The organism is Streptomyces sp. BK340 (genome assembly GCF_007827595.1).
Classification (GTDB): domain Bacteria; phylum Actinomycetota; class Actinomycetes; order Streptomycetales; family Streptomycetaceae; genus Streptomyces.
This window is the reverse complement of the sequence record NZ_VISR01000013.1, coordinates 169,631-195,106: the sequence shown is the minus strand read 5'-3', so window position 1 is coordinate 195,106 and position 25,476 is coordinate 169,631. Positions and strand designations below refer to the sequence as shown.

At 72.0% G+C, this 25,476-nt stretch carries 17 protein-coding genes and 1 other RNA gene; 10 read left to right on the top strand and 8 right to left on the bottom strand.

Annotated features, from left to right (window positions below; all coding sequences use genetic code 11):
• Positions 1–41: 41 nt before the first annotated feature.
• Positions 42–455: an organic hydroperoxide resistance protein gene (locus tag FB157_RS23550; RefSeq protein ID WP_145882589.1), complete on the top strand. Its 414-nt coding sequence runs from the start codon at positions 42–44 to the stop codon at positions 453–455.
• Positions 456–499: 44 nt separating this feature from the next.
• On the opposite strand, the gene FB157_RS23545 is transcribed toward FB157_RS23550, so the two are convergent.
• The 7 genes from FB157_RS23545 to FB157_RS23515 form a co-directional block, all read right to left on the bottom strand.
• On the bottom strand, positions 500–2,725 hold the full coding sequence (locus tag FB157_RS23545; RefSeq protein ID WP_145882588.1) for a bifunctional glycosyltransferase/CDP-glycerol:glycerophosphate glycerophosphotransferase: 2,226 nt from the start codon (positions 2,723–2,725) through the stop codon (positions 500–502).
• Positions 2,726–2,731: 6 nt separating this feature from the next.
• Positions 2,732–4,942: a bifunctional glycosyltransferase/CDP-glycerol:glycerophosphate glycerophosphotransferase gene (locus FB157_RS23540; RefSeq protein WP_145882587.1), complete on the bottom strand. Its 2,211-nt coding sequence runs from the start codon at positions 4,940–4,942 to the stop codon at positions 2,732–2,734.
• Positions 4,943–5,067: 125 nt separating this feature from the next.
• The gene (locus FB157_RS23535) at positions 5,068–7,332 is read right to left on the bottom strand and encodes a bifunctional glycosyltransferase family 2 protein/CDP-glycerol:glycerophosphate glycerophosphotransferase (protein ID WP_145882586.1); all 2,265 of its coding nucleotides are present in this window, start codon (positions 7,330–7,332) and stop codon (positions 5,068–5,070) included.
• A gap of 154 nt (positions 7,333–7,486) precedes the next feature.
• The gene (locus FB157_RS23530) at positions 7,487–8,398 is read right to left on the bottom strand and encodes a carbohydrate ABC transporter permease (protein WP_145882585.1); all 912 of its coding nucleotides are present in this window, start codon (positions 8,396–8,398) and stop codon (positions 7,487–7,489) included.
• A complete protein-coding gene (locus FB157_RS23525) occupies positions 8,395–9,738 on the bottom strand; it encodes a carbohydrate ABC transporter permease (RefSeq protein ID WP_186581648.1) in 1,344 nt (447 codons plus the stop codon). Before FB157_RS23525 ends, FB157_RS23530 begins: the two co-directional genes overlap by 4 nt.
• A 7-nt stretch (positions 9,739–9,745) precedes the next feature.
• Entirely contained in the window at positions 9,746–11,128 is a 1,383-nt protein-coding gene (locus FB157_RS23520; RefSeq protein ID WP_145882584.1) for an ABC transporter substrate-binding protein, read from the bottom strand.
• Positions 11,129–11,283: 155 nt separating this feature from the next.
• Positions 11,284–14,922, bottom strand: coding sequence for an FtsK/SpoIIIE domain-containing protein (locus tag FB157_RS23515; protein ID WP_145882583.1), 3,639 nt, complete (start codon positions 14,920–14,922; stop codon positions 11,284–11,286).
• A gap of 341 nt (positions 14,923–15,263) precedes the next feature.
• Here FB157_RS23515 and FB157_RS23510 point away from each other — a divergent pair, with 341 nt between their 5' ends.
• The 4 genes from FB157_RS23510 (at position 15,264) to FB157_RS23495 (ending at position 20,752) form a co-directional block, all read left to right on the top strand.
• Positions 15,264–16,949, top strand: coding sequence for a serine/threonine-protein kinase (locus FB157_RS23510; RefSeq protein WP_145882582.1), 1,686 nt, complete (start codon positions 15,264–15,266; stop codon positions 16,947–16,949).
• Between the two features lie 111 nt (positions 16,950–17,060).
• Positions 17,061–18,287 carry a serine/threonine-protein kinase gene (locus tag FB157_RS23505; RefSeq protein ID WP_145882581.1) on the top strand — a complete coding sequence of 409 codons (1,227 nt, stop codon included), beginning with the start codon at positions 17,061–17,063 and terminating at the stop codon, positions 18,285–18,287.
• Between the two features lie 164 nt (positions 18,288–18,451).
• Positions 18,452–19,558 (top strand): peptide chain release factor 2, encoded by a 1,107-nt coding sequence (prfB, locus tag FB157_RS23500; RefSeq protein WP_145882580.1) that lies wholly within the window; start codon positions 18,452–18,454, stop codon positions 19,556–19,558.
• Positions 19,559–19,849: 291 nt separating this feature from the next.
• Complete coding sequence (locus FB157_RS23495) at positions 19,850–20,752, top strand: hypothetical protein (RefSeq protein ID WP_145882579.1); 903 nt, start codon at positions 19,850–19,852, stop codon at positions 20,750–20,752.
• Between the two features lie 93 nt (positions 20,753–20,845).
• Here FB157_RS23495 and FB157_RS23490 read toward each other — a convergent pair whose 3' ends face one another.
• Positions 20,846–21,040, bottom strand: a complete 195-nt coding sequence (locus FB157_RS23490; RefSeq protein WP_145882578.1) for a hypothetical protein — start codon at positions 21,038–21,040, stop codon at positions 20,846–20,848.
• A gap of 340 nt (positions 21,041–21,380) precedes the next feature.
• Here FB157_RS23490 and ftsE point away from each other — a divergent pair, with 340 nt between their 5' ends.
• The 5 genes from ftsE to ssrA all read left to right on the top strand — a co-directional run bounded on the left by ftsE (position 21,381) and on the right by ssrA (position 25,412).
• Entirely contained in the window at positions 21,381–22,070 is a 690-nt protein-coding gene (gene ftsE / locus FB157_RS23485) for a cell division ATP-binding protein FtsE (protein WP_145882577.1), read from the top strand.
• A 35-nt stretch (positions 22,071–22,105) separates the two neighbouring features.
• Positions 22,106–23,023 (top strand): permease-like cell division protein FtsX, encoded by a 918-nt coding sequence (gene ftsX, locus FB157_RS23480; protein WP_145882576.1) that lies wholly within the window; start codon positions 22,106–22,108, stop codon positions 23,021–23,023.
• 67 nt (positions 23,024–23,090) lie between these two features.
• Positions 23,091–24,323 (top strand): S41 family peptidase, encoded by a 1,233-nt coding sequence (locus FB157_RS23475; RefSeq protein ID WP_145882575.1) that lies wholly within the window; start codon positions 23,091–23,093, stop codon positions 24,321–24,323.
• Between the two features lie 67 nt (positions 24,324–24,390).
• The gene (gene smpB / locus FB157_RS23470) at positions 24,391–24,933 is read left to right on the top strand and encodes an SsrA-binding protein SmpB (protein WP_116150776.1); all 543 of its coding nucleotides are present in this window, start codon (positions 24,391–24,393) and stop codon (positions 24,931–24,933) included.
• Between the two features lie 110 nt (positions 24,934–25,043).
• Positions 25,044–25,412, top strand: a transfer-messenger RNA (tmRNA) gene (gene ssrA / locus FB157_RS23465).
• Positions 25,413–25,476: the final 64 nt, after the last annotated feature.

Below are 25,476 nucleotides of genomic sequence, written 5' to 3'. Positions count from 1 at the left end.
GGAGCCGCCGGATCACATGACTTCGAGAGGGATGGTCTTCCATGGACGCGCTCTACACCGCTGTCGCCACCGCCACCCACGGCCGCGACGGTCGTGCCGTCTCCTCCGACGGCAAGATCGACCTCAAGCTGGCCCCGCCGGTGGAGCTCGGCGGCAACGGCGAGGGCACCAACCCCGAGCAGCTCTTCGCCGCCGGTTACGCCGCCTGCTTCGGCAGCGCCCTCGGCCTCGTCGGCCGCCAGGCCAAGGTGGACGTCAGCGACGCCGCCGTCACCGCCGAGGTCGGCATCGGCAAGCAGGGCGAGGGCTTCGGCCTGAAGGTGACGCTGCGCATCGAGCTGCCCGAGGGCGTGGACGAGGCGACCGGCCGCAAGCTGGTCGAGACCGCCCACCAGGTGTGCCCCTACTCCAACGCCACCCGCGGCAACATCGAGGTCGACCTCGTCATCGAGTAGCAACCGGGGTCAGCCCGGCACCGTCCGAGGTGACCTGCCTGCCCTCACGTCGGGGCCAGCAGGTCACCTCCGACGTTCTGGCCCGGGATCCGCACCGGAGCGCCCGCGGGCATCGACTCGCCCAGCAGCAGTGTCCGCACGACCCGCTCGGCGGCCCGGCCGTCGTCGAACTCGCAGAACCGCTCCCGGAAGTCCGCCCGCAGCCGCGCCGCCTCCTCGTCCCGCCAGGACCCGGAGCCGAACAGCCAGGCCAGCTCCCGGTAGGTGCGGGACACATGGCCCGGCGCCTCGGCGGTGATGTCGAGATAGGCGCCCCGGCTCGCGGTGTACGCGGCCCAGTCGTCGGCGTGGACCACGATCGGCCGGTCCAGGTTGGCGTAGTCGAACATCAGGGCCGAGTAGTCGGTGACCAGCACGTCGGAGGCGAGCATCACCTCCTCGACGTGCGGCTCGTCCGTCGCGTCGACCACGACCCCGCGCCGGGCCAGCTCGGTCAGACCCATCCCGCGCGCGGGACCGGTCGCGAGCGTCGGGTGCAGCCGGACCACGAGCGTGCAGTCCTGGCCCAGGTCGGCCGCGAACCGGGCCAGGTCGATCCGGTCCACGTACCCGCCCCGCCGGTAGTCCCGGCGCGTCGGCGCGTACAGCACCACCCGGTGGTCCTCGGGGATGCCGTGCCGCAGCCGGAAGGCGGCGCCGGCCTCCCCGGCACCGTCCGCCGCGCCGACCAGCACGTCGTTGCGCGGGCTGCCGGTGCGCAGCGAGGTGAAGTGGCAGGGGTAGGCCCGCTCCCACACCAGCTCGGAGTGGCGGTTGGCGACCAGGCTGTAGTCCCAGCGGTCGGCCCGGCGCAGCATCTGCGGCACGTCGAAGCCGAGCCGGGCCCCGGGCTTGTCCAGCAGGTCGGCGCCCATGTACTTGAGCGGGGTGCCCTGGTGGGTGTGGATGTGCACGCTGCCGGGCCGTTTGGCCAGTGAGCCGGGCCAGTTGACGTCGTTGACGAAGAACTTCGCCCGCGCGGTGACCTCCAGATAGCGCCGGGAGTCCACGAGCACGTGCTCCACATCGGGTGGCAGCTGCGCGGCGGCCTCCTCGTCGCGGACCACCCACACCCCGCGCAGCTGCGGGGCGATCTCCCGCGCCTTGCGGTACACGGCGGCCGGATCGCCCAGCACACCCCGGTGCGAGGACGCCGAGTACACCACCAGGTGCGGGTCCAGCGGGCGGTGCGCGTGCAGCCCGGCCCAGCCGCGGCGGGCGCGCAGCGCGCCCGCCCGGCGCAGCTGCTCCGTCCGCCGCCCGGCCTCGCGCCCGGCCCGCGCGGCCTGCCGCTTCAGCCGGTACGCCGGGTAGCCGCCCTCCAGCAGGGCGACCTCACCGTCCACCAGGGCGCCCTCGGGCCGGTGGCGGCGGAACATCTCGGCCGTGCGCCGGAAGAACTCGGCCCTGTCCGCGGGCGGCAGCCGGTCCGGCTTGGCGAGGATGTCCAGGCAGTGCTCGCCCATCTTGCGGTGCAGGTACGGCCGCCAGCCCGCCAGTTCCCCGTGCGCGTCCACGAAGGCGAAGACCCGCTCGTACTGGTCGTGGATGTCGAAGTGCTTGCGGCTCGTGGTGGACAGGATGTTGCCCTGCCGGCGCTGCCGGTAGTTCAGACAGATCCGGTCCAGGGCGGCGATCCGCCGGGCGCTGAGCATGACCGGGAACGTCCAGGGGGTGTCCTCGTAGTACCCGGGCGGGAACTCGAAGCCGTGCTCCTCGACGAAGTCGCGCCGGTAGACCTTGTTCCACACCACCATCAGCAGGTCCAGGATCTCCGGCCGGCCAGTGACCGTGAAGGTGTCCGTGCCCGCGTCGGCGAGCACCTGCGCGAGCACGTTGCGCCGGGTGCCGCCCCACCAGTAGGTGCGCGCGTAGTCGAAGACCAGCACATCCGGGTCGCCGGACTCCGCCAGCCGGTCGGCGACGGCGCGCAGCGCGCCCGGCGTGAGCGTGTCGTCGCTGTCCAGGAAGAACAGGTAGTCGCCGGTGGCGTGCGGCATACCCGCGTTGCGGGCCCGGCCGAGGCCGACGTTCTCCGGCAGGTGCAGCACCTTCACGCGCGGGTCGCGCTCGGCGTACTCGTCCAGGATCGCGCCGCAGCCGTCCGGGGAGCAGTCGTCCACGGCGATCAGTTCGAGGTCGTTGAAGGACTGCAGCAGCACCGAGTCCAGGCACTCGCGCAGGAAGCCCTGCACCTTGAAACAGGGGACGATGACACTGAAGCGGGGCACGGCGGGTCAGCTCCTCACGAGGGTCGCGGCGACGGGGGCGGGGATGCGCTCCGCGAGCGGAATCACCGGCGGGACCGCCTCCGGCGGCTCGCCGAGCAGCACCCGCCGTACCACGCGTTCGGCGGCCAGCCCGTCGTCGAACTGGCAGAACCGCCGGCGGAACGCGGCCCGTTGCGCCTTCGCCTCCGGACCCGCGTAGGAGCCGTCGCGGAACACGCGGGCCAGTTCCTCGGCGGTGCGGGCGACCGGACCCGGCGGCTCGGTCATCAGGTCGAGGTAGACGCCCCGCGTCTCCTGGTAGACCTCCCAGTCGTCGGCGTACACGACGATCGGCCGGTCCAGGTTGGCGTAGTCGAACATGATCGAGGAGTAGTCGGTGACCAGCGCGTCGGCCGCCAGGCACACGTCCTCCGAGGAGCGGTGCGCGGTTACATCGATGATTCGGCTGATCCGCCCGGGGTTCCGGGTGCGGCCCCCGTCGTAGAAGTAGTGGGCGCGCAGCAGCACGACCACGTCCTCGCCTGCCGCCTGGCAGAACGCCTCCAGGTCCAGGCCGGCCTCGAAACCGGTGTGGTGGTCGCGGTGGGTCGGCGCGTACAGCACGGCCGTGCTGCCCTCGGGCACGCCCAGCTCCCGCCGGACACGGGCGACGTCCTCGGCGGTCGACGTGTAGTAGACGTCGTTGCGCGGATAGCCGTACTCCAGGTGCTCGTACGAACCGGGGAAGGCACGCTCCCACGTCTGGGTGGAGTGGCGGTTCGACGAGAGGTTGAAGTCCCAGCGGTCGACCCGGCCCAGCATCCTGGCGAAGCTGCCGGACTGCGCCGCCACCACCGGGTACGTCGACTGGTCCACACCCATCGTCTTCAGCGGGGTGCCGTGCTGGGTCTGCAGATGGACGCTGCCCGGCCGTTTGACGACGCCCTCGGCGAAGTTGGCGTTGTTCACCAGGTACTTGGCGCGGGCCAGCACCTCCCAGTAACGGCGGGAGCCGATCACCGCGTGCTCGACGTCCTTCGGCATCGTATGCGCCTGGTCGGCCTCGACCAGGAACACCGAGCGGATGTGCGGGGCGAGTTCACGGGCCTTGGCGTGGATCGCGGCCGGGTTGCAGGCGTAGCCGCGGCCCCAGTAGGCGCAGTACACAGCCAGGTTGGGGTCGAGCGGGCGGCGCAGGTCGCGGGCGTAACGCAGCCGGGTGCGCAGCATGTGCGGGCGCGGCACGGTCTCGGCCACCCTCGCCGTCGCCTGATTGGCGCCGCGCAGCGCGCGGAACGCGGTGTACGCGCCGGCCGCCAGCAGCCGGTGCTGCACGCCGAGGCTGCCGCCCGGGGTCTGGTAGCCAGCGGGCCGGTGCCGCCGGTACAGCCGGCCGGCCCGGCGGAAGAACGCCCGGTGCCCGGAGGGCAGCCGCTGCGGCCGGGACGCCGTCTTCAGCACGTACCCGAAGAGCTGCTCGAAGAGTGCGTGGGTCCGCTCGGCGGACAGCCCGCCGGCGGCCGCCCGGGTCAGCACCAGCTCCACCTGGTCCAGCAGGGCGTGCTGGTGCGGTCCCGGCAGGTTGAGCCTGCTGCCCTGCCGGCGCAGCCGGTGGCGTACGACGACCCGGCGCAGCACCGCGATCCGCCCGGCGGCGATCGTGGTCAGCCCGCCCCAGCCCAGGTCGGTGAAGTGGCTCTCGGGAAACGTGAGCCGGTGCTCGGTGAGGAAGGTGCGGCGGTAGACGGCGCTCCACGCCGGCAGCTGCACACCCGTCAGTGCCGGGAACGCGTCCGGAGCGAAGGCTCCCTTTGGCGCCCCGGCCAGCAGCGGGGCCGCCGGGTTGCTCGGCTCCCCCTCCCACCAGGGGGTCCGCTCGTGCTCGACATGGAGCACGTCGACATCGGCGGTCTCGGTCAGCCGCGCGTCCAGCGCCGCCAGCGCGCCGGGCAGCAGCAGGTCGTCGCCGTCGAGGAACAGCACGTACGCGCCGGTCGCCGCCCGCACCCCGGCGTTGCGGGCCCCGCTCAGACCGGCGGCCGGGGGCGAGTCGACCGGTGTCACCCGGGAGTCGCGCTCGGCGTATGCGGCGGCCACCGCGGCGGCCGGGGCGTCGGGAGCGTCGCAGACCGGGATCAGCTCCAGGTCGCCGAAGGACTGGCCGAGGACCGAGTCCAGCGCCTGGGACAGCCGGCCGGCGACCCCGTGGGACGGGACGATAATGCTGAAGCGGGGCATTCTGTTCTTTCTGTTGTCTTGCGGAAGCGGCTCGGCCGTCCGGCGGGACGCCAGGTGGACGGCCGGACCGGAGTGGGCCGCGTCGTGCTGAGTGGCATGGGAACTCCCGCTAGGACCAACGCTGTTCAGCGGCTCTCGGTGACGGGGAGGGGGCCGGAAGGTTGCGCCACGGTGGCGGTCGGGGAGCAGTCGAGCGCAGCAGCGGCCGAGGGCACGGGCTTGCGCTCGGCGAGCGGCACGATCGCCGGCCGTCCCGCCGGCTCGCCCAGCACGACGTGCCGTACGACGCGCTCGGCGGCGCGTCCGTCGTCGTACGGGCAGAACCGCTCCCGGAACGCCGCCCGCAGCTGGGCGGAGCGCGAGCCGCGCCAGTGGCCGGTGGCGAAGATGTCGATCAGCTCGTCCTCGCTGCGGGCCACCGCGCCCGGCGGGAAGGCACGCAGGTCGAAGTAGGTGCCCCGGGCCGCGTCGTACGCGTCCCAGTCCTCGGCGTGGACCACGATCGGCCGGTCCAGGTTGGCGTAGTCGAACATCAGGGACGAGTAGTCGGTGATCAGCGCGTCCGAGGCCAGGCAGAGGGAGGCGATGTCCGGGTGGTCGCCGACGTCGACGACCCGGGCGGCACCCTCGGCGAGCCGGCCGGGGTGCCAGTAGTGGGCGCGGGCCAGGACCACGAAGCGCGGGCCCAGCCGGCGCAGCACCCGGTCCAGGTCGAGGGCGGGGCGCTGGGTGCGCTGGTAGTCGCGGTGGGTGGGGGCGTACAGCAGCGCGACCGTGCCCTCGGGGATGCCGAGCGACTCGCGGATCCGGGCCACGTCGGCGGACGTCGCCCGCTGGAACACGTCGTTGCGCGGGTAGCCGTACTCCAGTGTGGTGTAGCCGCCGGGGTAGACACGCTCCCAGGTCAGGGTGGTGTGGCGGTTCGCGGACAGCAGGTAGTCCCACTTGTCGACCCCCCGCACCAGCTCCTCGAAGTCCATGTCACCGGCGGCCGCCGGGCGTTCCTGGAGGTCGAGGCCCATGTGCTTGAGCGGGGTGCCGTGCTGGGTCTGGACGAAGACCTGGCCCGGACGCTTCCTCAGCCGGCGGTCGAAGTTGACGTTGTTGACCAGGTACTTGGAGCGGGCCAGCGCCGTCCAGTAGGCGAGGCTGCCCGGGCGCAGCCGACGCGGGCCCGGCGGGACGGTGTGCTGGTGCTCGGGGCGGGCGATCCAGGCGGTGCGGATGTGCGGGGCGTGGGTGCGGAACGCCTCCTCCAGGGCGCCCGGATTGCAGCCGTGGCCCCGGTTCCAGTACGCGGCGAAGACGGCCCGGTCGGAGCGCAGCGGGAGGCGCAGCTGGACGCGGTAGTGCAGCTGGAGGACGGCAGCCCGGACGGCCCGGGCGAGCTTGACGGTGACCTTGAGGGCGCGGCGGCGGGCGGACATCGCCAGCTGGAGCGCGCGATAGGTGCGGTGCAGGCCGAAGCGGACGAGGCCGTGGCGCAGCCGGGTGCGCAGCGGGACGGCGGCGCCCCGGACCTGGTAACGGCGATAGTGGGCACGGGCCTTGCGCAGGAACTCGCCCCGGGTGCCGCGCGGGAGCCGGTCCCGCTTGGTGAACACGGTCGAGAAGTGGTCGACCATGCGGCGGAACAACACCGGCCGCCAACGCGCGAGTTCGGGTCGGCCGGCGATGAACGCGAACACCCGGTCGTACTGCTCGAAGATGTCGAAGTGCTTGCGGCTGGTGGTGCTCAGGATGTTGCCCTGCCGCCGCTGCCGGTAGTGCACGCACACCCGGTCCAGGGTGGCGATCGACTCCGCCGCCATCAGGACCGGGAAGGTCCAGGGCGTGTCCTCGTAGTAGCCGGCCGGGAACCGGAAGCCCTGCTCCGCGACGAACTCCCGCCGGTACGCCTTGTTCCAGGCGACCATCAGCACCCGCAGCAGCCCCGGACGGTCCTCGAGACGGAAGGGTGCCGGGCCCTGCTGGGTGAGCTGGGCGGCGACCTTGTTGCGCTCCACCGTGCCGTTCCAGTAGGTGCGCGCGTAGTCGAAGACCAGCACGTCCGGCTCGCCGGTCTCCTTGATCCGGTCGGCGATCGAACGCAGCGAGTCCGGGGTGAGTGTGTCGTCGCTGTCCAGGAAGACCAGGTAGTCGCCCGTCGCCCGCGCCAGGCCGGCGTTGCGGGCGCGGCCCAGGCCCTGGTTCTCGGCCAGGTGCACGGCCTTCACGCGCGCGTCGCGGGCGGCGTACTCGTCGATGAGGGCACCGCAGGCGTCGGGGGAGCAGTCGTCCACGGCGATCAGTTCGAGGTCGGGATACGACTGTGAGAGCACCGAGTCCAGGCACTCCGAGAGGTACGCCTGGACCTTGTACGCGGGGACAATGACACTGAACCTGGGCAAGGGACATCCATGGGTCGGTCGGCGCGGGCGTTCTGCCCGGGAACGGCCAATGGAGTGATTTGGTTACGGTTCGTACGGCATGTGGGGGACGCCGGGTGAACGATGAGGGGCGGGCCTCTCAAGGCCCGCCCCTCGAAAAGGTTCCTTCCCGGTGCTACTTGACCGCGCCCGCCATGACCCCGGACACGAACTGCTTCTGGAACGCGAAGAACACGACCAGCGGGATCACCATCGAGATGAACGCGCCCGGCGCGAGCACGTCGATGTTGTTGCCGAACTGCCGTACCTGCGTCTGCAGGGCGACCGTGATCGGCTGCGAACCGGACTTGGTGAACACCAGGGCGACCAGCATGTCGTTCCACACCCACAGGAACTGGAAGATGCCGAGGCTCGCGATCGCGGGCCCGCCGAGCGGCATCACCACCCGTGTGAACAGCCGCAGTTCACCGGCGCCGTCGAGGCGGGCCGCCTCCAGCAGCTCCCGCGGGATCTCCGCGAAGAAGTTCCGCAGCAGGAACACCGCGAACGGCAGACCGAAGCCCACGTGGAACAGGATCACCCCGAAGATGGTCCCGAACAGGCCGATCCTGCCGAACAGTTCGGCGATCGGGATCAGCGCCACCTGCACCGGCACCACCAGCAGGCTGACCACGCCGAGGAACCACCAGTCCCGGCCCGGGAAATCCATCCACGCGAACGCGTAGCCCGCGAGCGAGCCGATCACCACGACCAGGATCGTCGCCGGGACCGTGATCAGCACGGTGTTCACCAGGGAGCTGGTGATGTCGCTGTTCTCCAGCAGTTTCTGATAGCTCTCGAACGTCAGCTGGGACGGCTGGCTGAACACCTTCCACCAGCCGCTCGCGCTCATGTCCTCCGGTGCGCGCAGGGAGGAGATGAGCAGACCGATGGTCGGCACCAGCCAGAACAGGCCGACGAGGATGAGGAACACACGGACCAGTCCGCCGCTGAGCCTCTCGGTGATCCTCGCACCGAGCGACTGCCGGGCCTTCACGGTCATGTCGGCGGGTGCCGCCTTTCCGATGCTTCCGGCAGCGGTCGTCATCGCCTGCCCTCCCGCCGCAGCCTGCGAATGTTGAACAGCATCACCGGGATCACCAGGAGCAGCAGGAAGACCGCGATCGCGCTCGCGATGCCCGGCTGGCTCTCCGCGAAGCCCTTGCGGTACAGCTCCAGGGCCAGCACGTTCGCGTCGTCCTGGGAGGAGCCCGGCGCGATGATGTAGACGAGGTCGAACACCTTGAGCACGTTGATCATCAGCGTGACGGTGACGACGGCCAGGACCGGCGCGAGCAGCGGCACGGTGACCCGGCGGAACACCTGCCACTCGTTGGCGCCGTCCACCCGCGCGGCCTCCAGCAGCTCCCGGGGCACGCCCGCGAGCCCGGCCGCGATCAGCACCATCGCGAAGCCCGCCCACATCCACACGTACGACCCGATGATGGCCGGGGTGACCAGCGACGGGCCGAGCCAGTCGACACCGTTGTACGGCTCCCTGAAGTTGCCCGCGGGAAGCCGCAGCCGGGCGCCGTCGGCCTGCGCGGGCAGCGTGAAGGTGCCGTCGTCGGCCGCCTTCGCGGACGCCACCACCTTGCCGTCCTTCACCGCCTCGATCCGCATCCCGGCGTAGCCCAGCTCGGACGGGTCGGGCACGCCCAGCTTCCCGACGCCCTTGCCGCGGGTGAAGTCCTGCCAGGTGGTACCGGTGATCCTCCCCGGCTCCGGCTTCGCCGCCACGGCCTTCTTCGCGCCGTCGGGCATCTGGTCGGGGGCGACACCGACCAGCGGGAGCGCGACCGTCTGCCCGGTGTGCACCGGGGCCGAGGTGATGAAGCCGCCCTGGTCCGGTTCGAGCGGCGACTCGCGGCCCGGGTGTGCCTTCGGGAACGCCGACGACTGCGCGAAGGTGTCGTGCACGCCCACCCACACCGCGTTGGCGACACCCTTGTCCGGGTCCTGGTCGTACACCAGCCGGAAGATGATCCCGGCCGCCAGCATCGAGATCGCCATCGGCATGAAGACGACCAGCTTGAACGCCGTGCCCCAGCGCACCCGTTCGGTCAGCACCGCGAAGACCAGACCGAGGGCCGTGGAGACGGTCGGCGCGAACACCACCCAGATGATGTTGTTCTTCAGGGCGGTGCGGATGCCGTCGTCGGTGAACAGCGCCTTGTAGTTGTCGATGCCGGCGAAGCCGTCGCCCGAGGCGTTGTAGAAGCTGCGGACGAGCGAGTACCCGATCGGATAGAGCACGAGCGCGCCCAGCAGCACCAGTGCGGGCAGCAGGAACAGGGCTGCCACCGCCTTGCGGGTGCCGGTCACGCTCCTGCGGCTCTTCGGTGCGGCGGGGCCCGGTGGGGGCCCGGCCGCCGCTGCCGACGCCATCGCCGGATCAGCTCCCGTTCCCGTAGGCCGCCGCCGCGTCCTTCTCCAGCTTCGCCTGGGTGCCCGCCACGTCCTTCGGGTTCTTCAGGAAGTCCTGCAGGTCCTTCCACTCGCCCTTGCCCGGGGTTCCGCCGAAGGCCTGCGGGGCCTGGTCGGACATGTCGAAGCGGAAGTCGTCGCCGGACGCGATCAGCGCCTTGGCGATCTTCTGCTGCACCGGGTTCGGGTAGGCCGAGTCCGGCACGTTCTTGTTCGGTGAGAGGTAGCCGCCGAGCTTGGCCTGGATGGTCGCCGCCTCCGGGGAGGCCAGGAAGGTGGCCAGCGCCTGCGCCGCCTTGGAGTCCTTCAGGATGACGGCCGCGTCACCGCCGGAGACCACCGGCGCGGCCGAGCCGACCGCGGGGAACGGGAACACCTTCGCGTCCGTGCCCACCTTCGCCTTGGTGTCACCGATGTTGACCTGGACGAAGTCGCCCTCGTAGACCATCGCCGCCTTCGGCTGGTCCCCGCCGGTGAAGGTCTGTGTGACGGAGTTCGGGAACTCGGTCTGCAGGGCACCGTCCGCGCCGCCCGCCACATAGTCCTTCTTGCCCCAGATCTGGGCGAGCGTGGTCAGGGCCTGCTTCACCGAGGGATCGGTCCACTTGATCTTGTGCTGGGCGAGCTGGTCGTACTTCTGGGGCCCGGCCTGGGACAGATAGACGTTCTCGAACCAGTCCGTCAGCGTCCAGCCGTCCGCGCCGCCGACCGAGAACGGGGTGACACCGGAGTCGTACACCGCCCGCGCGGCGGTCAGCAGCTCCTGCCAGGTCTTCGGCTCCTTGGCGCCCGCGTTCTCGAAGGCCTTGGCGTTGTACCAGATCAGCGACTTGTTGGCGGCCTTGTAGTAGACGCCGTACTGCTTGCCGCCGACCTTGCCGATGTCCTGCCAGCCCTGTGAGTAGTTCTTCTGCAGCTCCTTGAGCGCGTCCGGGCCGAGCGGCTTGGCCCACTTCTTGTCCACGGCCTGCTTGATCGCGCCGGGCTGCGGCAGCAGGGCCACGTCCGGCGGCTGACCGCCCGCGATCTTCGAACCGAGGAAGTTGATGATCGGGTCCTGGGCGGGCACGAACGTCACCTTCGCGCCCGTGCGCTTCTCGAACTCCGCCAGGACCTTCTTGAAGTTCGCCTGTTCGGTGCCGGTCCAGACGGCGGCGACCTCCAGGCTCGCGCCGTTCAGTTTCGGCAGGGAGACGCCGGAGCCGCTCGCGGTGTCCCCGCCGCTCGTGTCACCGCTGCCCTTCTTGCCGTCGCCGCTGGAGCAGGCGGTGAGCGCGAGGGCTCCCGCGAGCAGTGCGGCGACTGTGGTGACGGCCCTGTGTGTCCGGATGGTGTTGCTGTTGCCACGCATCACTTCCCCGTTCGTCGTTCTCCGCTGAACGTCAGAACACTGTTCCGTGCGGTCCGGTCTACGCCGGGCCGCACAGGGGCGGCAAGAGCGCCTGCGCCGTCCGGCGGGTCATCGTGACCGGCTCGTGATCAGGGAAGTATGCGTACGGATTCCGGCTACAGGAGCGAGGGCACCTCCGCCGCGGCGACCTCCCGGGCCGCCCGCTCCACCGCGCTCGCCAGCAGGGCCAGGTCGGTGGGGCCGTTGCCCAGTTCGCGCACGGGACGGCGGGCCGGCGGATCGCCCATCCGCTGCCACTCCAGCGGGACGACCGTGGGCCGCTGGGTCGCGGTGCGCGGGATGCGGCCCGTCACCCGGCCGCCCTGGAAACCGACGGTCCGCCCGTCCGGGTACGCCAGCCTGCCCCGCCCAGGCGCCGGCTCCTCGGGCCCGGCCGCCGGCGCGTCCAGCGTGACCCGCAGGGTGGCCTGCCGGGCCGGCTCCGTCTCCGCCGTACGACCGCCCGTCCCGGCCGCGGCCACCAGGTGCACGCCGAGCCGCTCACCCTCCCGGGCCACCGCCTCCAGGGCCCGCATCACCGATCCGGCGGCGGGCCGGCCCGGCGAGCCGAGCGCGGGGGAGACCAGCGCGTCCAGGTCGTCGACGACCACGAGGAGCCGGGGCAGCGGCGGTGCGGCCTCGGTCCGCTTGCGTGCGGCGCCGGGCCGCAGCCGCAGCGTGGAGCTGGGCGGCGTCTCTATGTCCCCGGCCCCGGAGGCCGCCGGGCGCCCGCCCGGGGTGCGCTGCGCGACGATACGGCCGGACACCTCACGCCCCGCGTGCCACTGGGCGAAGTCCGTCCGGCCCAGCAACTCCGCGCGCCGCTTCAGCTCGGCGCTCAGCGACTGCGCGAACTCCCGCATGCGGACGGGGTCGTTGGCGACGAGATGGGTCGTGACATGGGGTATGTCCGTGCAGACGTGCAGGCCTTCACCGCGCCCCGCGCCCGCGCCGACGCCGTCCCGGCCGTCGATCAGCACCATGCTCAGCCGGTCGGGCCGCTCCGCGGCGGCCAGTGAGGCGACCAGGGCCCGCAGCAGCTCGGTACGGCCGCTGCCGGCCGGCCCCTCGACCAGCAGATGCGGCCCGTCGGCCACCAGATCGGCGGTGAGCGGGCCGTGCGGCCCGGCACCGAGCACCGCCCGGGCCCGGCCACCCAGCGACTCCGTGTCGTCGGCCGCGTCCGCCCAGCGCGCCATCAGCGAGGCCGGGGTGGCCCGGGCCAGGCCCAGCTCGTCCAGCAGCCGCGCCGACTGCGGCAGCGGCACGGCCACGCGCGCGTGCCGCTCACCGACGGGGCCGTCGGGCCTGAGCGGCGCCAGCGCCCGCGCGAACCGCTCCGCCCAGGCCGGGGAGACGGCGTCCACGGTGGCGACGGCCCCCGGGCCCACGGGCCCGGTGGGCGCGACACGCATCAGGTGCAGCGCTCCGGCGACATCCCCGCTGAGCAGGGCCACGGCCCCGCAGTGCCGGAAGGTGGGCGTGATCGCCGAGGCCGCCTCGTACACCTGCGCCACGGGCGCGGCGGGCGTGGTGGCCGCGGTCTCGGCGAGGCAGACGACATGGATCCCGGCTCGCGGACCGGCCACGGCCAGTCGCGCCAGGGCTTCCTGCAGAGAGGCGCCGCCGGGGTCCCCGTCCACGACGACGACGGTGAACGGCCCCGGGAAGCCACCGAATCCGGCCGGCTCGGCGCCTTCCCTGGCCCAGGAGGGGCGGCGGGCGGAGGTGCTGGTGCCGTGAGTGCCGTGCGGGGAGGCGGGTGCCGTTTCCGGTGCGGCCGGCGAGCTCTGTCCGGCTGGGCCGGTGAAAGGGGCCCCGGACCCCGCCGCCGGGGCCGGCTGGGCCGTGCCCCGGCCCGTCGCAGCGAACTCCTCCACCCGGCGCAGCAGTTCCTCCGTGCGGGCCGCCGCCTGTTCGCGGTCGTAGGCCAGCAGCAGGCGGCAGTCCTGGCCGTGGCCCGGGCGGACGTGCGGGAGCCAGCCCAGCCAGGACCACTCCGCCGTCCGCTCCTCCTCGGGGCGGCTGCGGTCCGCGCTGATCAGCACGATCTCCAGCAGGTCGGGGGAGTGCAGCGCGGCCAGCTGGGCCAGCACCGCACGGGCCAGCCCGGACAGCCGGGGGCGCGGACCGGCCAGGCCCAGCGCACCCGCCTCGCGCAGTGCGGCGGTCACCGGTACGGCGGGCAGCACGCCCGAGCCGTCCGGTGCGCTCCGGTCGGCCGTGCCCAGCCGTACGGTCAGCGCCTCCGGGTGTCCCGGCCCCCGCTCCCACAGCCGGGGCCCCGGGCCCAGCGCCGTCAGCAGCAGCGCGGCGGGATCCGGCCAGGTCTCCGGCAGCTGCGGGCCATCGGCCGTCTGTATACCGCCCCCACCGGCCTGCGGGGCGCCGAACGTCTCCGGCCGGGCCGTGGGCTGCTCCCCGCGCCCACCGGCCAGCCGCCGCGCCCAGGCGCCGATTCCGCCCCGGCGGCGGCCGCTCTCGGGGGCGTCGGTGCCCCGGAGCGGGGTGTCCTTGCGGCCGCGGCCCTCTCCCGCGCCGGTGCCGGAGGAGGCGCTGTCCGAGGCCGGGCCACGGGTCGTCGTACCGGCGGGTGCGGCGCCGGTCGGGTCTCCCGGGCCGCCCGCGCCGTACCGCCCCGCGTGGGTGTCCCCGCCACGGGAGGTGGTGCCGGGCGCGCCGGGTGCGGCTGTTCCACCGCCCGGTCCGCCGGCCCCGGGGCGACCCGCGGCCGTGCCCCCGCCGTCGGCGGTCGCGCCTGGCAGCCCGGGTGCCGGCCGTTCTCCGCCCGGTCCGCCGGGCCCGAGGCCGCCCCCGCCGACGGAAGCCCTGCCGGGAGCCGAACCCGGCCCCACCGCGCTTTCGCCGCGCGTCTCGATGCTCGGTGCCCCGCCCTGGCCCGGTACCGCAGGCTGTTCGCCGCGCCGGTGCTTGATCCCCGGGTCCGGGGCAGCCCAGCCCGCGGTGCCGTACGCGTGGTGGGTCGGTCCCGAGGGGCCGTCGGCGGGCGGGCCCGAGGTGGGCTCCACGCGTGCGTGCCCGGCGCCGGCCGTACCCGGATCACCGGCTTCGCCGGCCGCCCCCGGGGCGAAGCGCACACAGCCCTCTCCGTCCGGCACCGTCCGCACCCGCGCTCCGGGGCCGCCGGACGGGGTGATCCGCAGGGCGGACTCGCCGATCCTCAGCAGGGCCCCCGGAGCGAACCGCACCGCGCGGTCGCTCACCCGGGTGCCGTCCAGGGCCGTGCCGTTGGTGGAGCCGAGGTCGGCCACCGAGACACGGCCGTCGGCGGCGACCGTGACCGCGCAGTGCAGGCGGGAGACGTCCGGGTCGTCCAGCGGGACGTCGGCGTCGGCGGAGCGGCCGACCGTGATCCGGCCGCCGTGCAGCAGATGGACCCCGCCCGCGTCCGGGCCCGCGACCACGTGCAGCTGGGCCGGGGCGTCGTCCAGCTCGGGATGCGGCTCTGGGGCCGCCGGGGCGCCCAGGGACAGCACTGCGCCGTCGACCAGGGGAGGCTCGCCGAGGGTGCAGCGGCGCGGGTCCAGCCGCTCCGCACCCGCGTACAGGACCACCGAGGCGCTGCCGGAGTCCCGGCCCGTGCCGCCGTCTCCGGTGATCGCCGTGGCCAGCGCCGACGTCACCGCCGCCAGGTCCGTGCCCGCGGGCGCCGTCACCAGCACGTCGCGGCTCGCGGCGCGGCCCCGCTGCGGGGACGGACCCAGCGGGTCCACGACGGTCAGCCGGATCTGCATCGGCGCAGCGGTCCCTTCTGCCCGGGCGCGGACATCCCCCACCCCCGCACGAGCACGTCGGCCAGTACTGCACGCATCCTCGCACCTGTCACGGACAACGCGCCCGCGGCCCGGTGCCAAGTGATCTTGATTGGTCAGCTCTGCCCCCAAAAGTGCCTGACCGTTAATCCATCGGTGATCAGTTGAGATCGGTCACGTCCGGCACTGGGCAACCAGGAGACGAAGGCGAGCGTCTTTCCTTCGAACATCGACGGGAACGCTTACGTAGTGCCCTCGGGGGCGGCACTACAGTGGGCCGGAACACCGGAACACAGGCGAACAGACAGCAGGGAGCGCGGAACGTGCGGCCAGTCGGCAGCAAGTACCTGCTCGAGGAGCCGCTCGGACGCGGCGCCACGGGCACCGTCTGGCGTGCCCGCCAGCGCGAGACCGCGGGCGCCGAGGCGGCCGTGGCCGGCCAGCCCGGCGAGACGGTCGCGATCAAGGTCCTCAAGGAGGAGCTGGCGAGCGACCCGGACATCGTGATGCGGTTCCTGCGGGAACGCTCCGTCCTGCTCCGGCTCACCCACCCCAACATCGTCCGGGTCCGCGACCTGGTCGTCGAGGGCGATCTGCTGGCCCTGGTCATGGACCTCGTCGACGGTCCCGACCTGCACCGCTACCTGCGCGAGAACGGCCCCTTCACGCCGGTCGCCGCCGCGCTGATGACGGCGCAGATCGCCGACGCCCTCGGCGCGAGCCACTCCGACGGCGTCGTCCACCGCGACCTGAAGCCCGCCAACGTGCTGCTCCAGCAGTTCGACGGGCGGATGCACCCGATGCTGACCGACTTCGGCATCGCCCGCCTCGCCGACTCCCCGGGCCTGACCCGCACCCACGAGTTCGTCGGCACGCCCGCGTACGTGGCGCCGGAGTCCGCCGAGGGCCGCCCGCAGACCTCCGCCGTCGACATCTACGGCGCCGGCATCCTGCTGTACGAACTGGTCACCGGCCACCCGCCGTTCTCCGGCGGCACCGCCCTCGAGGTGCTGCACCAGCACCTGAGCGCCGAGCCGCGCCGCCCCTCCACCGTCCCGGACCCGCTGTGGACGGTGATAGAGCGCTGCCTGCGCAAGAACCCCGACGAGCGGCCCAGCGCCGAGAACCTCGCGCGCGGTCTCCGGGTCGTGGCCGAGGGCGTCGGCGTGCACGCGAACGCCGCCCAGATCGCCGCCGCCGAGGGCGTCGGTGCCCTGCTGGCCCCGGACCCGGCCCCGGCCGCCGTCCCGGGCGTGCCCGGCGCCGCCGACCCCACCCAGGTGCTGCCGACGAACGCGCCGCAGGGGGCGTTCGACCCGAACGCGGCAACCAGCGTCCTGCCGCACACCGGCGGCCCCGTCGGCGCGGCCGACCCCACCGCCGTCCTGCCGAGCACCGGCGCGGCCGACCCGACGGCCGTCCTGCCGCCGGTGCCGCAGGGACAGCCGGGCCAGCACCCCGATCAGCCGCACCCCTGGCAGAACCAGCTGCGCGCGGCCCGGGACCGCAACGAGCAGACGCAGATCCAGTACCTCGACCCCGACGAGGACCCGCTGCGCCGCCGCCCCCAGCGGCAGGTCGCCCGGCCGCAGCAGCAGCCGCGCCAGGCCCCGCAGGCGCGCCCGCAGCAGCCGCAGGCGCGCGGCCGGCAGCAGCAGCCGCACGCCGGGTACGGCTACCCGCAGCAGCAGCCCCAGCAGTACGCCCCGCCGCAGCAGCCCCAGCGGTACGCGCCCCCCGCCCCGGAGCCGCAGCGCCCCGCACGCGAGCCCCGGCCGGCGCGGCAGCGCAGCGCCAACCCGATGAAGATCCCCGGACTCGGCTGCCTGAAGGGCTGCCTGTTCACGATCGTCATCCTGGTCGTCGCCAGCTGGCTGATCTGGGAGCTGACCCCGTTGCACACCTGGGTCGGCCAGGGCAGGGGCTACTGGCACGAGGTGAGGCACTTCGCCGGACAGGTGAGCCACTGGGTCAAGGAGCTGGGCTCGTCCTCCGGCAGCGGCAACTGACCGCGAGTTTGGGGATTTGTCGACACCTGACGGGTGATTTCCGTCTCCGCGGTGAAGGTTGGCTCGTTCGACGCGTAGTTTTGTCGGCAACACGCGTCAGTAGGAGCAGTCTTGGCACGGAAGATCGGCAGCCGGTACACCGCCAACCAGATCCTGGGGCGGGGCAGCGCCGGCACGGTGTGGCTGGGCGAGGGACCCGAGGGGCCCGTCGCGATCAAGCTGCTGCGTGAGGACCTCGCGTCCGACCAGGAGCTCGTCGGGCGCTTCGTCCAGGAGCGCACCGCACTGCTCGGCCTGGAGCACCCGCACATCGTCACCGTGCGCGACCTCGTGGTCGACGGCAACGACCTGGCGCTCGTCATGGACCTGGTGCGCGGGACCGATCTGCGCACCCGCCTCGAGCGTGAACGACGCATGGCCCCCGAGGCGGCCGTGGCGATCGTCGCCGACATCGCCGACGGGCTCGCGGCGGCCCACGCGGCCGGGGTCGTGCACCGGGACGTCAAGCCCGAGAACGTCCTGCTGGACATGCAGGGCCCGCTCGGCCCGGGCGGCGCGCACCCCGCCCTGCTGACGGACTTCGGCGTCGCGAAGCTGATCGACTCGCCGAAGCGGACCCGGGCCACGAAGATCATCGGCACGCCGGACTACCTGGCCCCGGAGATCGTCGAGGGCCTGCCACCGCGCGCCTCGGTCGACATCTACGCCCTCGCGACGGTGCTGTACGAGCTGCTGGCCGGCTTCACCCCGTTCGGGGGCGGGCACCCGGGAGCGGTGCTGCGCCGCCATGTGACGGAGACGGTCGTACCGCTGCCGGGGATCCCCGACGAGCTGTGGCAGCTGATCGTGCAGTGCCTCGCGAAGGCCCCGGCGTCGCGGCTGCGGGCGTCCGAGCTGGCGTCGCGACTTCGGGAGCAGCTGCCGACGCTGGCCGGGATGGCGCCGCTGGACGTCGACGAGCCGGACGCGGAGTCGGCCGAGGAGGGTCCGGAGGAGGCACCGGCCCCGGCGGCGCCCGGGGAGCCCGTACGGCGCCGGGGAGCGGTCTCCCTGGTACCGGGGGCCAAGCCGGACTCCAACCGGGACACCCACACGTCGATGCGGGTGCCCGCGCCCGACGAGCTGGCCGGAGGAGCACGGGGCACGGCGCGAGTCCCCCGCGCGTCGGGTGCTCCCCGCCCCGGCTCGGCCCGCCACCGCGCGGCCGTCCGGCGCCGCCGGATCACGCTGGGCGTCGCGGGGGTGGTCCTGGCCGCGGCGATAGGTGTCGGCGCGTGGGCGGCCACCTCGGGGGACGACGAGCCGCCGCGGGAGACGCACAGCACGTCGACGCCGTGACTTCCGGGTGCGGGTTCGCACCCGCCGGCCCGCCCCGCGCCTGAGGACGAGGCCGTTCGGTCCGGAGCGGGGCCCCGGGGACGCAGGCCCCCGGCAGGGCCCGCGCCGGGGTCGGCTGCCCGCACCCTGCCCAGGGTGCCCGGCGGAGCCGTTACGCTGGAGGCGTGGCAGTCGTCGATGTATCCGAAGAGCTGAAGTCCCTCTCCTCGACCATGGAGTCGATCGAGGCCGTCCTGGACCTCGACAGGCTGAGGGCAGACATCGCCGTGCTCGAGGAGCAGGCGGCCGCGCCGTCCCTGTGGGACAACCCGGACGAGGCGCAGAAGATCACCAGCAAGCTCTCCCACCTCCAGGCCGAGGTCAGGAAGGCGGAGGCGCTGCGCGGCCGGATCGACGATCTGGCGGTCCTCTTCGAGATGGCCGAGGAGGAGGACGACCCGGACACCCGCGCCGAGGCCGAGTCCGAGCTGGCCTCCGTGCGCAAGGCGCTGGACGAGATGGAGGTCCGGACGCTGCTCAGCGGCGAGTACGACTCCCGTGAGGCACTCGTCAACATCCGTGCCGAGGCCGGTGGCGTCGACGCCGCCGACTTCGCCGAGAAGCTGCAGCGCATGTACCTGCGCTGGGCCGAGCAGCACGGTTACAAGACCGAGCTCATCGAGACGTCGTACGCGGAAGAGGCCGGCATCAAGTCGACCACCTTCGCCGTGCAGGCGCCGTACGCCTACGGGACGCTCTCCGTCGAGCAGGGCACGCACCGCCTCGTGCGTATCTCGCCCTACGACAACCAGGGGCGCCGCCAGACCTCCTTCGCGGGCGTCGAGATCCTCCCCGTGGTCGAGCAGACCGACCACATCGAGATCGACGAGTCCGAGCTGCGGGTGGACGTGTACCGCTCCTCCGGCCCCGGCGGCCAGGGCGTCAACACCACCGACTCCGCGGTGCGCCTGACCCACATCCCCACGGGCATCGTGGTCTCCTGCCAGAACGAGCGGTCGCAGATCCAGAACAAGGCCACCGCGATGAACGTCCTCCAGGCCAAGCTGCTGGAGCGGCGCCGCCAGGAGGAGCAGGCCAAGATGGACGCCCTCAAGGGCGACGGCGGCAACTCCTGGGGCAACCAGATGCGTTCGTACGTGCTGCACCCGTACCAGATGGTCAAGGACCTGCGCACCGAGTTCGAAGTCGGTAACCCGGAGGCCGTGTTCAACGGCGAGATCGACGGATTCCTGGAGGCCGGCATTCGCTGGCGCAAGCAGCAGGAGAAGTAACTTTGTCGACATGACAACTGCCGCCCCAGAGGCGGCAGTTGTCTTTTGTCTGGGTTTTACATCACACTCACAGGCTCCAACTGCCCCCAAACGCCGCCCTGTCGGACATTGCGCGCGCAATGGCCTTGACGTTGCTTTGAAAAATGGGAAGGCTGAAGCGTGGCATGCGTATCTCTGGGGCGCATGTGAACCGGGGGAATTGGCACACATCTCGTCACGGCTACCTCCGTCGATCACGGCAAGCCCCGCACGCCGCCTCATTGACGAACAGCTACTGGGGGTAGCAACCATATGACGAAGAAGACGCGGATCCGGGTCGCGCGGATAGCCGCCGGCGCCGTGATCGCGGCCGGCGCCTCGCTGACTGCCGCGGGCGCCGCCTCGGCCCTGGACCTCGGCGTCCAGGCAGGCCCGATCACCCTGGGCGTGAGCGCGGACGGCAACGACGACGGCGGGACCACCGGAGGCTGCGACCCCGTCGGTGTCTGTGACACCACGGGCGGCACCTCGACCGGTGGCGACGACTCCACGGGCGGCACCACCACGGGTGGCGACGACTCCACCGGTGGCACCACCACCGGCGGCGACGACTCCACGGGTGGCACCACCACCGGCGGCGACGACAGCACCGGCGGCACCACCACCATCGGTGGCGTCATCGGCGGTGGCGACAGCAGCACCGGCGGCACCAGCTCCACCGGTGGCGACACCGGCGGCACCGGTGGCACCAGCTCGACCGGTGGCGACACCGGCGGCACCGGTGGCACCAGCTCCACCGGTGGCGACAGCAGCACCGGCGGCACCAGCTCCACCGGTGGTGGCAACAGCTCCGGTGGCGGCAGCTCGACCGGTGGCGACACCGGCGGCAACGGCAACTCCGGTGGCAACGGCAACTCCGGTGGCAACGGCAACTCGGGTGGCAACGGCTCCTCCGGTGGCAACAGCAGCACCGGTGGCAACGGCCACACCACCCCCGACGGTGGCAACAACAACGCGTCCCAGGAGGAGGGCTCCTCGGCCCTCACCGACACGGGCTCGGACACCTCGGCCCAGGGCGGCGACAAGCAGCTCGCCGAGACCGGTGCCGGTCAGACCGCGTTCCTGATCGTCGGCGCCGCGACCATGATCGCCGGCGGCATCGGCTTCCGCGTCCTGCCGCGTCTGGTGAACGGCCGGGGCGGCGCGGCCGCCTGAGCGTAGCCTCACGGTCACGTGCTGTAGGCACAGTGCAGACGGAAGGGCCCGGAGCTCGACGCTCCGGGCCCTTCCGGCGTTCCTGGGGGCTTCCTACGCGGTCTGGTGCGCCAGCAGCGCGACCGCGGCGATCAGTACCGCGAGCAGCATGATCAGCGCCATCGGGTTCAGCCCGGCGAAGAAGCCCTCCTGCTGCTGCAGCCGCTCGCGATTGGCGCGGCACACCGGGCACCGGCCCTCACTCACAGGCGACGCGCAGTTCGCGCACACCAACCGGTCGTACGTCATGCGCTCGCCCTCCTTGCACCGGCCATCACACATATAACGCACCCGGGAACGAGAACGTTCCCCCTCCACTCTGCCAGGTTCCCGCCGAGCTTGCGCGGGGCGGCTGCAGAGGGGTGGATTCCGTCGCAGCGCGGCTGCGGGCCCCGGGGGGCCGGGCGCGGCCCCGCGGCGCGGTCCTACATCGATACAGCCCGCGCTCCTGGGTGGGAAAGCTCACGCTCGTCGAAAAGTCCCGTACAAAAACGCACAAGCCTCCCCCAACCCCGCCCGGACCCTGCACCCCCGCCCTCGGTTCGCGTATGGTCACGCACATCTACCCCCGGCGACCCGTGGTGCATCCGTGATCCGATTCGACAACGTCTCCAAGGTCTACCCCAAGCAGACCCGCCCCGCGCTCAGGGATGTGTCCCTGGAAGTGGAGAAGGGCGAGTTCGTCTTCCTCGTGGGGTCCTCCGGCTCCGGAAAGTCCACCTTCCTGCGGCTCGTCCTCCGCGAGGAGCGGTGCAGCCACGGCCAGGTGCACGTCCTGGGCAAGGACCTCGCGCGCGTCTCCAACTGGAAGGTGCCGCAGATCCGCCGCCAGCTCGGGACGGTGTTCCAGGACTTCCGCCTCCTGCCCAACAAGACGGTCGCGGAGAACGTGGCCTTCGCGCAGGAGGTCATCGGCAAGTCGCGCGGCGAGATCCGCAAGTCCGTGCCGCAGGTGCTCGACCTCGTCGGGCTCGGCGGCAAGGAGGAGCGGATGCCGGGCGAGCTCTCCGGTGGTGAGCAGCAGCGCGTGGCCATCGCGCGGGCCTTCGTCAACCGGCCCAAGCTGCTCATCTGCGACGAGCCCACCGGCAACCTCGACCCGCAGACCTCCGTCGGCATCATGAAGCTGCTCGACCGCATCAACCGGACGGGCACCACCGTGATCATGGCGACGCACGACCAGAACATCGTGGACCAGATGCGCAAGCGCGTCATCGAGCTGGAGAAGGGCCGACTCGTCCGCGACCAGGCCCGCGGCGTCTACGGCTACCAGCACTGACCGACGAGATCCACGGAAAGGCTTAACCAGACGCCATGCGCGCCCAGTTCGTCCTGTCGGAGATCGGTGTCGGTCTCCGCCGCAATCTGACGATGACCTTCGCCGTCATCGTCTCCGTCGCCCTGTCCCTGGCCCTGTTCGGTGGTTCGCTGCTGATGAGCGACCAGGTGAGCACCATGAAGGGGTACTGGTACGACAAGGTCAACGTCTCGATCTTCCTGTGCAACAAGAGCGACGCACAGTCGGACGTCAACTGCGCCAAGGGTGCGGTCACCGAGGACCAGAAGAAGCAGATCCTCAACGACCTGCACAAGATGACGATCGTCGAGAAGGTCGCGTACGAGTCGCAGGACCAGGCGTACAAGCACTACAAGGAGCAGTTCGGCAACTCCCCGCTGGCCAGCTCGCTGACGCCGGACCAGATGCAGGAGTCGTACCGCATCAAGCTCAAGGACCCGCAGAAGTACCAGGTGATCGCGACCGCGTTCAACGGGCGCGACGGTGTCCAGTCGGTGCAGGACCAGAAGGGCATCCTGGACAACCTCTTCCAGCTGCTGAACCTGATGAACCGGGCGGCGCTCGGCGTGATGGCGCTGATGCTGCTCGTCGCGCTGCTGCTGATCGTCAACACCGTGCGTGTCTCGGCGTTCAGCCGTAGGCGCGAGACCGGCATCATGCGCCTGGTCGGTGCCTCGGGCTTCTACATCCAGGCGCCGTTCATCATGGAGGCAGCGGTCGCCGGTCTCATCGGCGGTGGCCTCGCCTGCATCTTCCTGGTGGTCGGGCGGTACTTCACCATCGACCACGGCATGGCGCTGTCCGCCAAGCTCACGCTGATCAACTTCGTAGGCTGGGACGCGGTGTTGACCAAGCTCCCGCTGATCCTCGCCACCAGCGTCCTCATGCCGTCACTGGCGGCATTCTTCGCGCTGCGCAAGTACCTGAAGGTGTGACGCATCCCAAGAGGGCCGTACGGACATCCGACCGTACGGCCCTTCGCGTTCCCCTAGACTCACGGCCATGTCAGGCCGAGACCTGTTCTCCCGCCCGTCGCCCACCGCCGCCCTATCCGACGCGCTGCGCGCGACCCCTTTCAATTCAACCCGCCGCATCCGCCGCGGGGCCGCCCTGACATTGGTGTTCGCCGGCGTCCTCGTCGCGGGCGCCGTCACCGGCTCCCTCCCGGACACCGGCCAGGCGGTCGGTGCCGGCCGCAAGGCCGCCGCGGGTGCCGCGCACCCGGATCCCGGGCACGAGGACGTGCAGCAGGCCGCCGCGGAGGCCATGGCCGACGGCAAGTCGCCCATGGAGGCCGCCGAGCGGGCCGTCAGCCGCAGCGGCGACCGCTGGGGCGCCGTCTACTCCGAGGGCGAGTACCAGGAGTTCCAGGAGGCCCTCGACGGCCAGTACACCGGCGTGGGCCTGTGGGCGAGGCGCGAGCGGGACGGCCGGATCGCGGTGACCCGGGTGCAGCCCGGCTCGCCCGCGGCCGACGCCGGGGTCCGCAGGGGCGACCGGCTGCGCAGCGTCGACGGCGACACGGTCGACGGGCGGCCGGTCACCGAGGTCGTCTCCTTACTGCGCGGCGACGCGGAGGACGCGGCCGCCGGCACGACGGTCACGCTCGGCCTGCAGCGCGGCACGCGCGCGTGGAGCGAGACCCTGCACCGGGCCCGCCTGTCCACTGACTCGGTGACCGTCCGCAGGCTGCCCGACGAAGTCACCGTCATCCAGATCGCCGCCTTCACCAAGGGCTCCGCCGCCGCCGTCCGCGCCGCCGTACGGCAGGCCCCGGCCGACGCCGGCATCATGCTCGACCTGCGCGGGAACTCCGGCGGCCTGGTCACCGAGGCGGTGGACACCGCCTCCGCCTTCCTCGACGGCGGCCTGGTCGCCACCTACGACGTCGACGGCGCCCAGCGCGCCCTGCACGCGGACACCGGCGGTGACACCGCCCGGCCCCTGGTCGCCCTGGTCGACGGGGGCACCATGAGCGCGGCCGAGATGCTGACCGGCGCCCTGCAGGACCGGGGCCGCGCGGTCGTGATCGGTTCCCGCACCTTCGGCAAGGGCTCCATCCAGATGCCGACCGAGCTGCCCGACGGCTCGGTGGCCGAGCTGACCGTGGGCCACTACCGCACCCCCTCCGGCCACAAGGTGGACGGCCGGGGCATCACCCCGGACCTGGAGGCGGGGCCGGAGGCGCTCCAGCGGGCGGAGACGGTGCTCACCGGCCTCGGCGACCCCTCCTAGCGTCCTTAATACGCTTCCCACCCACCCCCTCCATGGTGCGAAAATGGTCGGCACTATGAGCAAGGGAATGTACGTACCGAAGGAGTCCCAGCCCAAGCAGGGCGGTGGGGCCGCGAAGGCCAGGGACGGCGAGAAGGGCGGCAAGCGCAAGATCGTCGCCCAGAACAAGAAGGCCCGGCACGACTACGCGATCGTCGACACCTACGAGGCCGGGCTCGTGCTCACCGGCACCGAGGTCAAGTCGCTGCGTGAGGGACGGACCTCGCTGACCGACGGCTTCGTCCAGATCGACCGGGGTGAGGCGTGGCTGCACAACGCCCACATCCCCGAGTACCACCAGGGCAGCTGGACCAACCACTCCGCGCGCCGCAAGCGCAAGCTTCTCCTGCACCGCGAGGAGATCGACAAGCTGGAGTCCAAGGCCCAGGAGACGGGTCACACGATCGTGCCCCTCGCCCTGTACTTCAAGGACGGCCGTGCGAAGGCCGAGATCGCCCTCGCACGAGGCAAGAAGGAGTACGACAAGCGGCAGACCCTGCGGGAGAAGCAGGACCGGCGTGAGTCGGACCGTGCGATCGCGGCGGCGAAGCGGAAGCAGCGCGGCGTCTAGCCCGGGCCGCCGGTAATGAGCTGGCATCGGCGTGCGTCGGTCACGTACAATGGCATCGCACTCCACAGAGGGTGCACCCCCCTCGCCCGAGGGGATTGAAAAATCAACATGGGGATGATCGGTTTCGACAGCGGTTGTCGAAGCAGGGGAAGCGTGTCGAGGAAGCGGCAATGATCTCGTAAACCATATGTCGCAAAAAATAATCGCCAACACCAAGCGCGATTCCTTCGCCCTCGCTGCCTAAGTAGCGACTTGCGAAGTGTCAGCCCGGGGCTGTTCCCGACCCGGATCCTGGCATCAGCTAGGGAACTAAACCTTGATCCCGGTCACGGGGTGAAGAGGGAAACCAAACAGTGACTGGGCCCGTCGGCGACTTGTTCGCGTGATCGCCGGGGCCGAGAAAATCACAGCGGACTGCACACGGAGAAGCCCTGATTCCGCACCGTTGGACGCGGGTTCGATTCCCGCCATCTCCACTCATCCCATGTGGGCGAAGGCCCCGCTGCCTCGGCAGCGGGGCCTTCGCCGTTGTCCGGGACATAC

What these genes read in the sequence shown, in the direction of transcription:
- FB157_RS23550 (WP_145882589.1), top strand. Translation starts at nt 42, where the DNA reads ATGGACGCGCTCTACACCGCTGTCGCCACCGCCACCCACGGCCGCGAC.
- FB157_RS23540 (WP_145882587.1), bottom strand. Translation starts at nt 4,942, where the DNA reads ATGCCCCGCTTCAGCATTATCGTCCCGTCCCACGGGGTCGCCGGCCGG.
- FB157_RS23530 (WP_145882585.1), bottom strand. Translation starts at nt 8,398, where the DNA reads ATGACGACCGCTGCCGGAAGCATCGGAAAGGCGGCACCCGCCGACATG.
- FB157_RS23525 (WP_186581648.1), bottom strand. Translation starts at nt 9,738, where the DNA reads ATGGCGTCGGCAGCGGCGGCCGGGCCCCCACCGGGCCCCGCCGCACCG.
- FB157_RS23520 (WP_145882584.1), bottom strand. Translation starts at nt 11,128, where the DNA reads ATGCGTGGCAACAGCAACACCATCCGGACACACAGGGCCGTCACCACA.
- FB157_RS23515 (WP_145882583.1), bottom strand. Translation starts at nt 14,922, where the DNA reads ATGCAGATCCGGCTGACCGTCGTGGACCCGCTGGGTCCGTCCCCGCAG.
- FB157_RS23495 (WP_145882579.1), top strand. Translation starts at nt 19,850, where the DNA reads ATGACGAAGAAGACGCGGATCCGGGTCGCGCGGATAGCCGCCGGCGCC.
- FB157_RS23490 (WP_145882578.1), bottom strand. Translation starts at nt 21,040, where the DNA reads ATGACGTACGACCGGTTGGTGTGCGCGAACTGCGCGTCGCCTGTGAGT.
- ftsX (WP_145882576.1), top strand. Translation starts at nt 22,106, where the DNA reads ATGCGCGCCCAGTTCGTCCTGTCGGAGATCGGTGTCGGTCTCCGCCGC.
- FB157_RS23475 (WP_145882575.1), top strand. Translation starts at nt 23,091, where the DNA reads ATGTCAGGCCGAGACCTGTTCTCCCGCCCGTCGCCCACCGCCGCCCTA.
- smpB (WP_116150776.1), top strand. Translation starts at nt 24,391, where the DNA reads ATGTACGTACCGAAGGAGTCCCAGCCCAAGCAGGGCGGTGGGGCCGCG.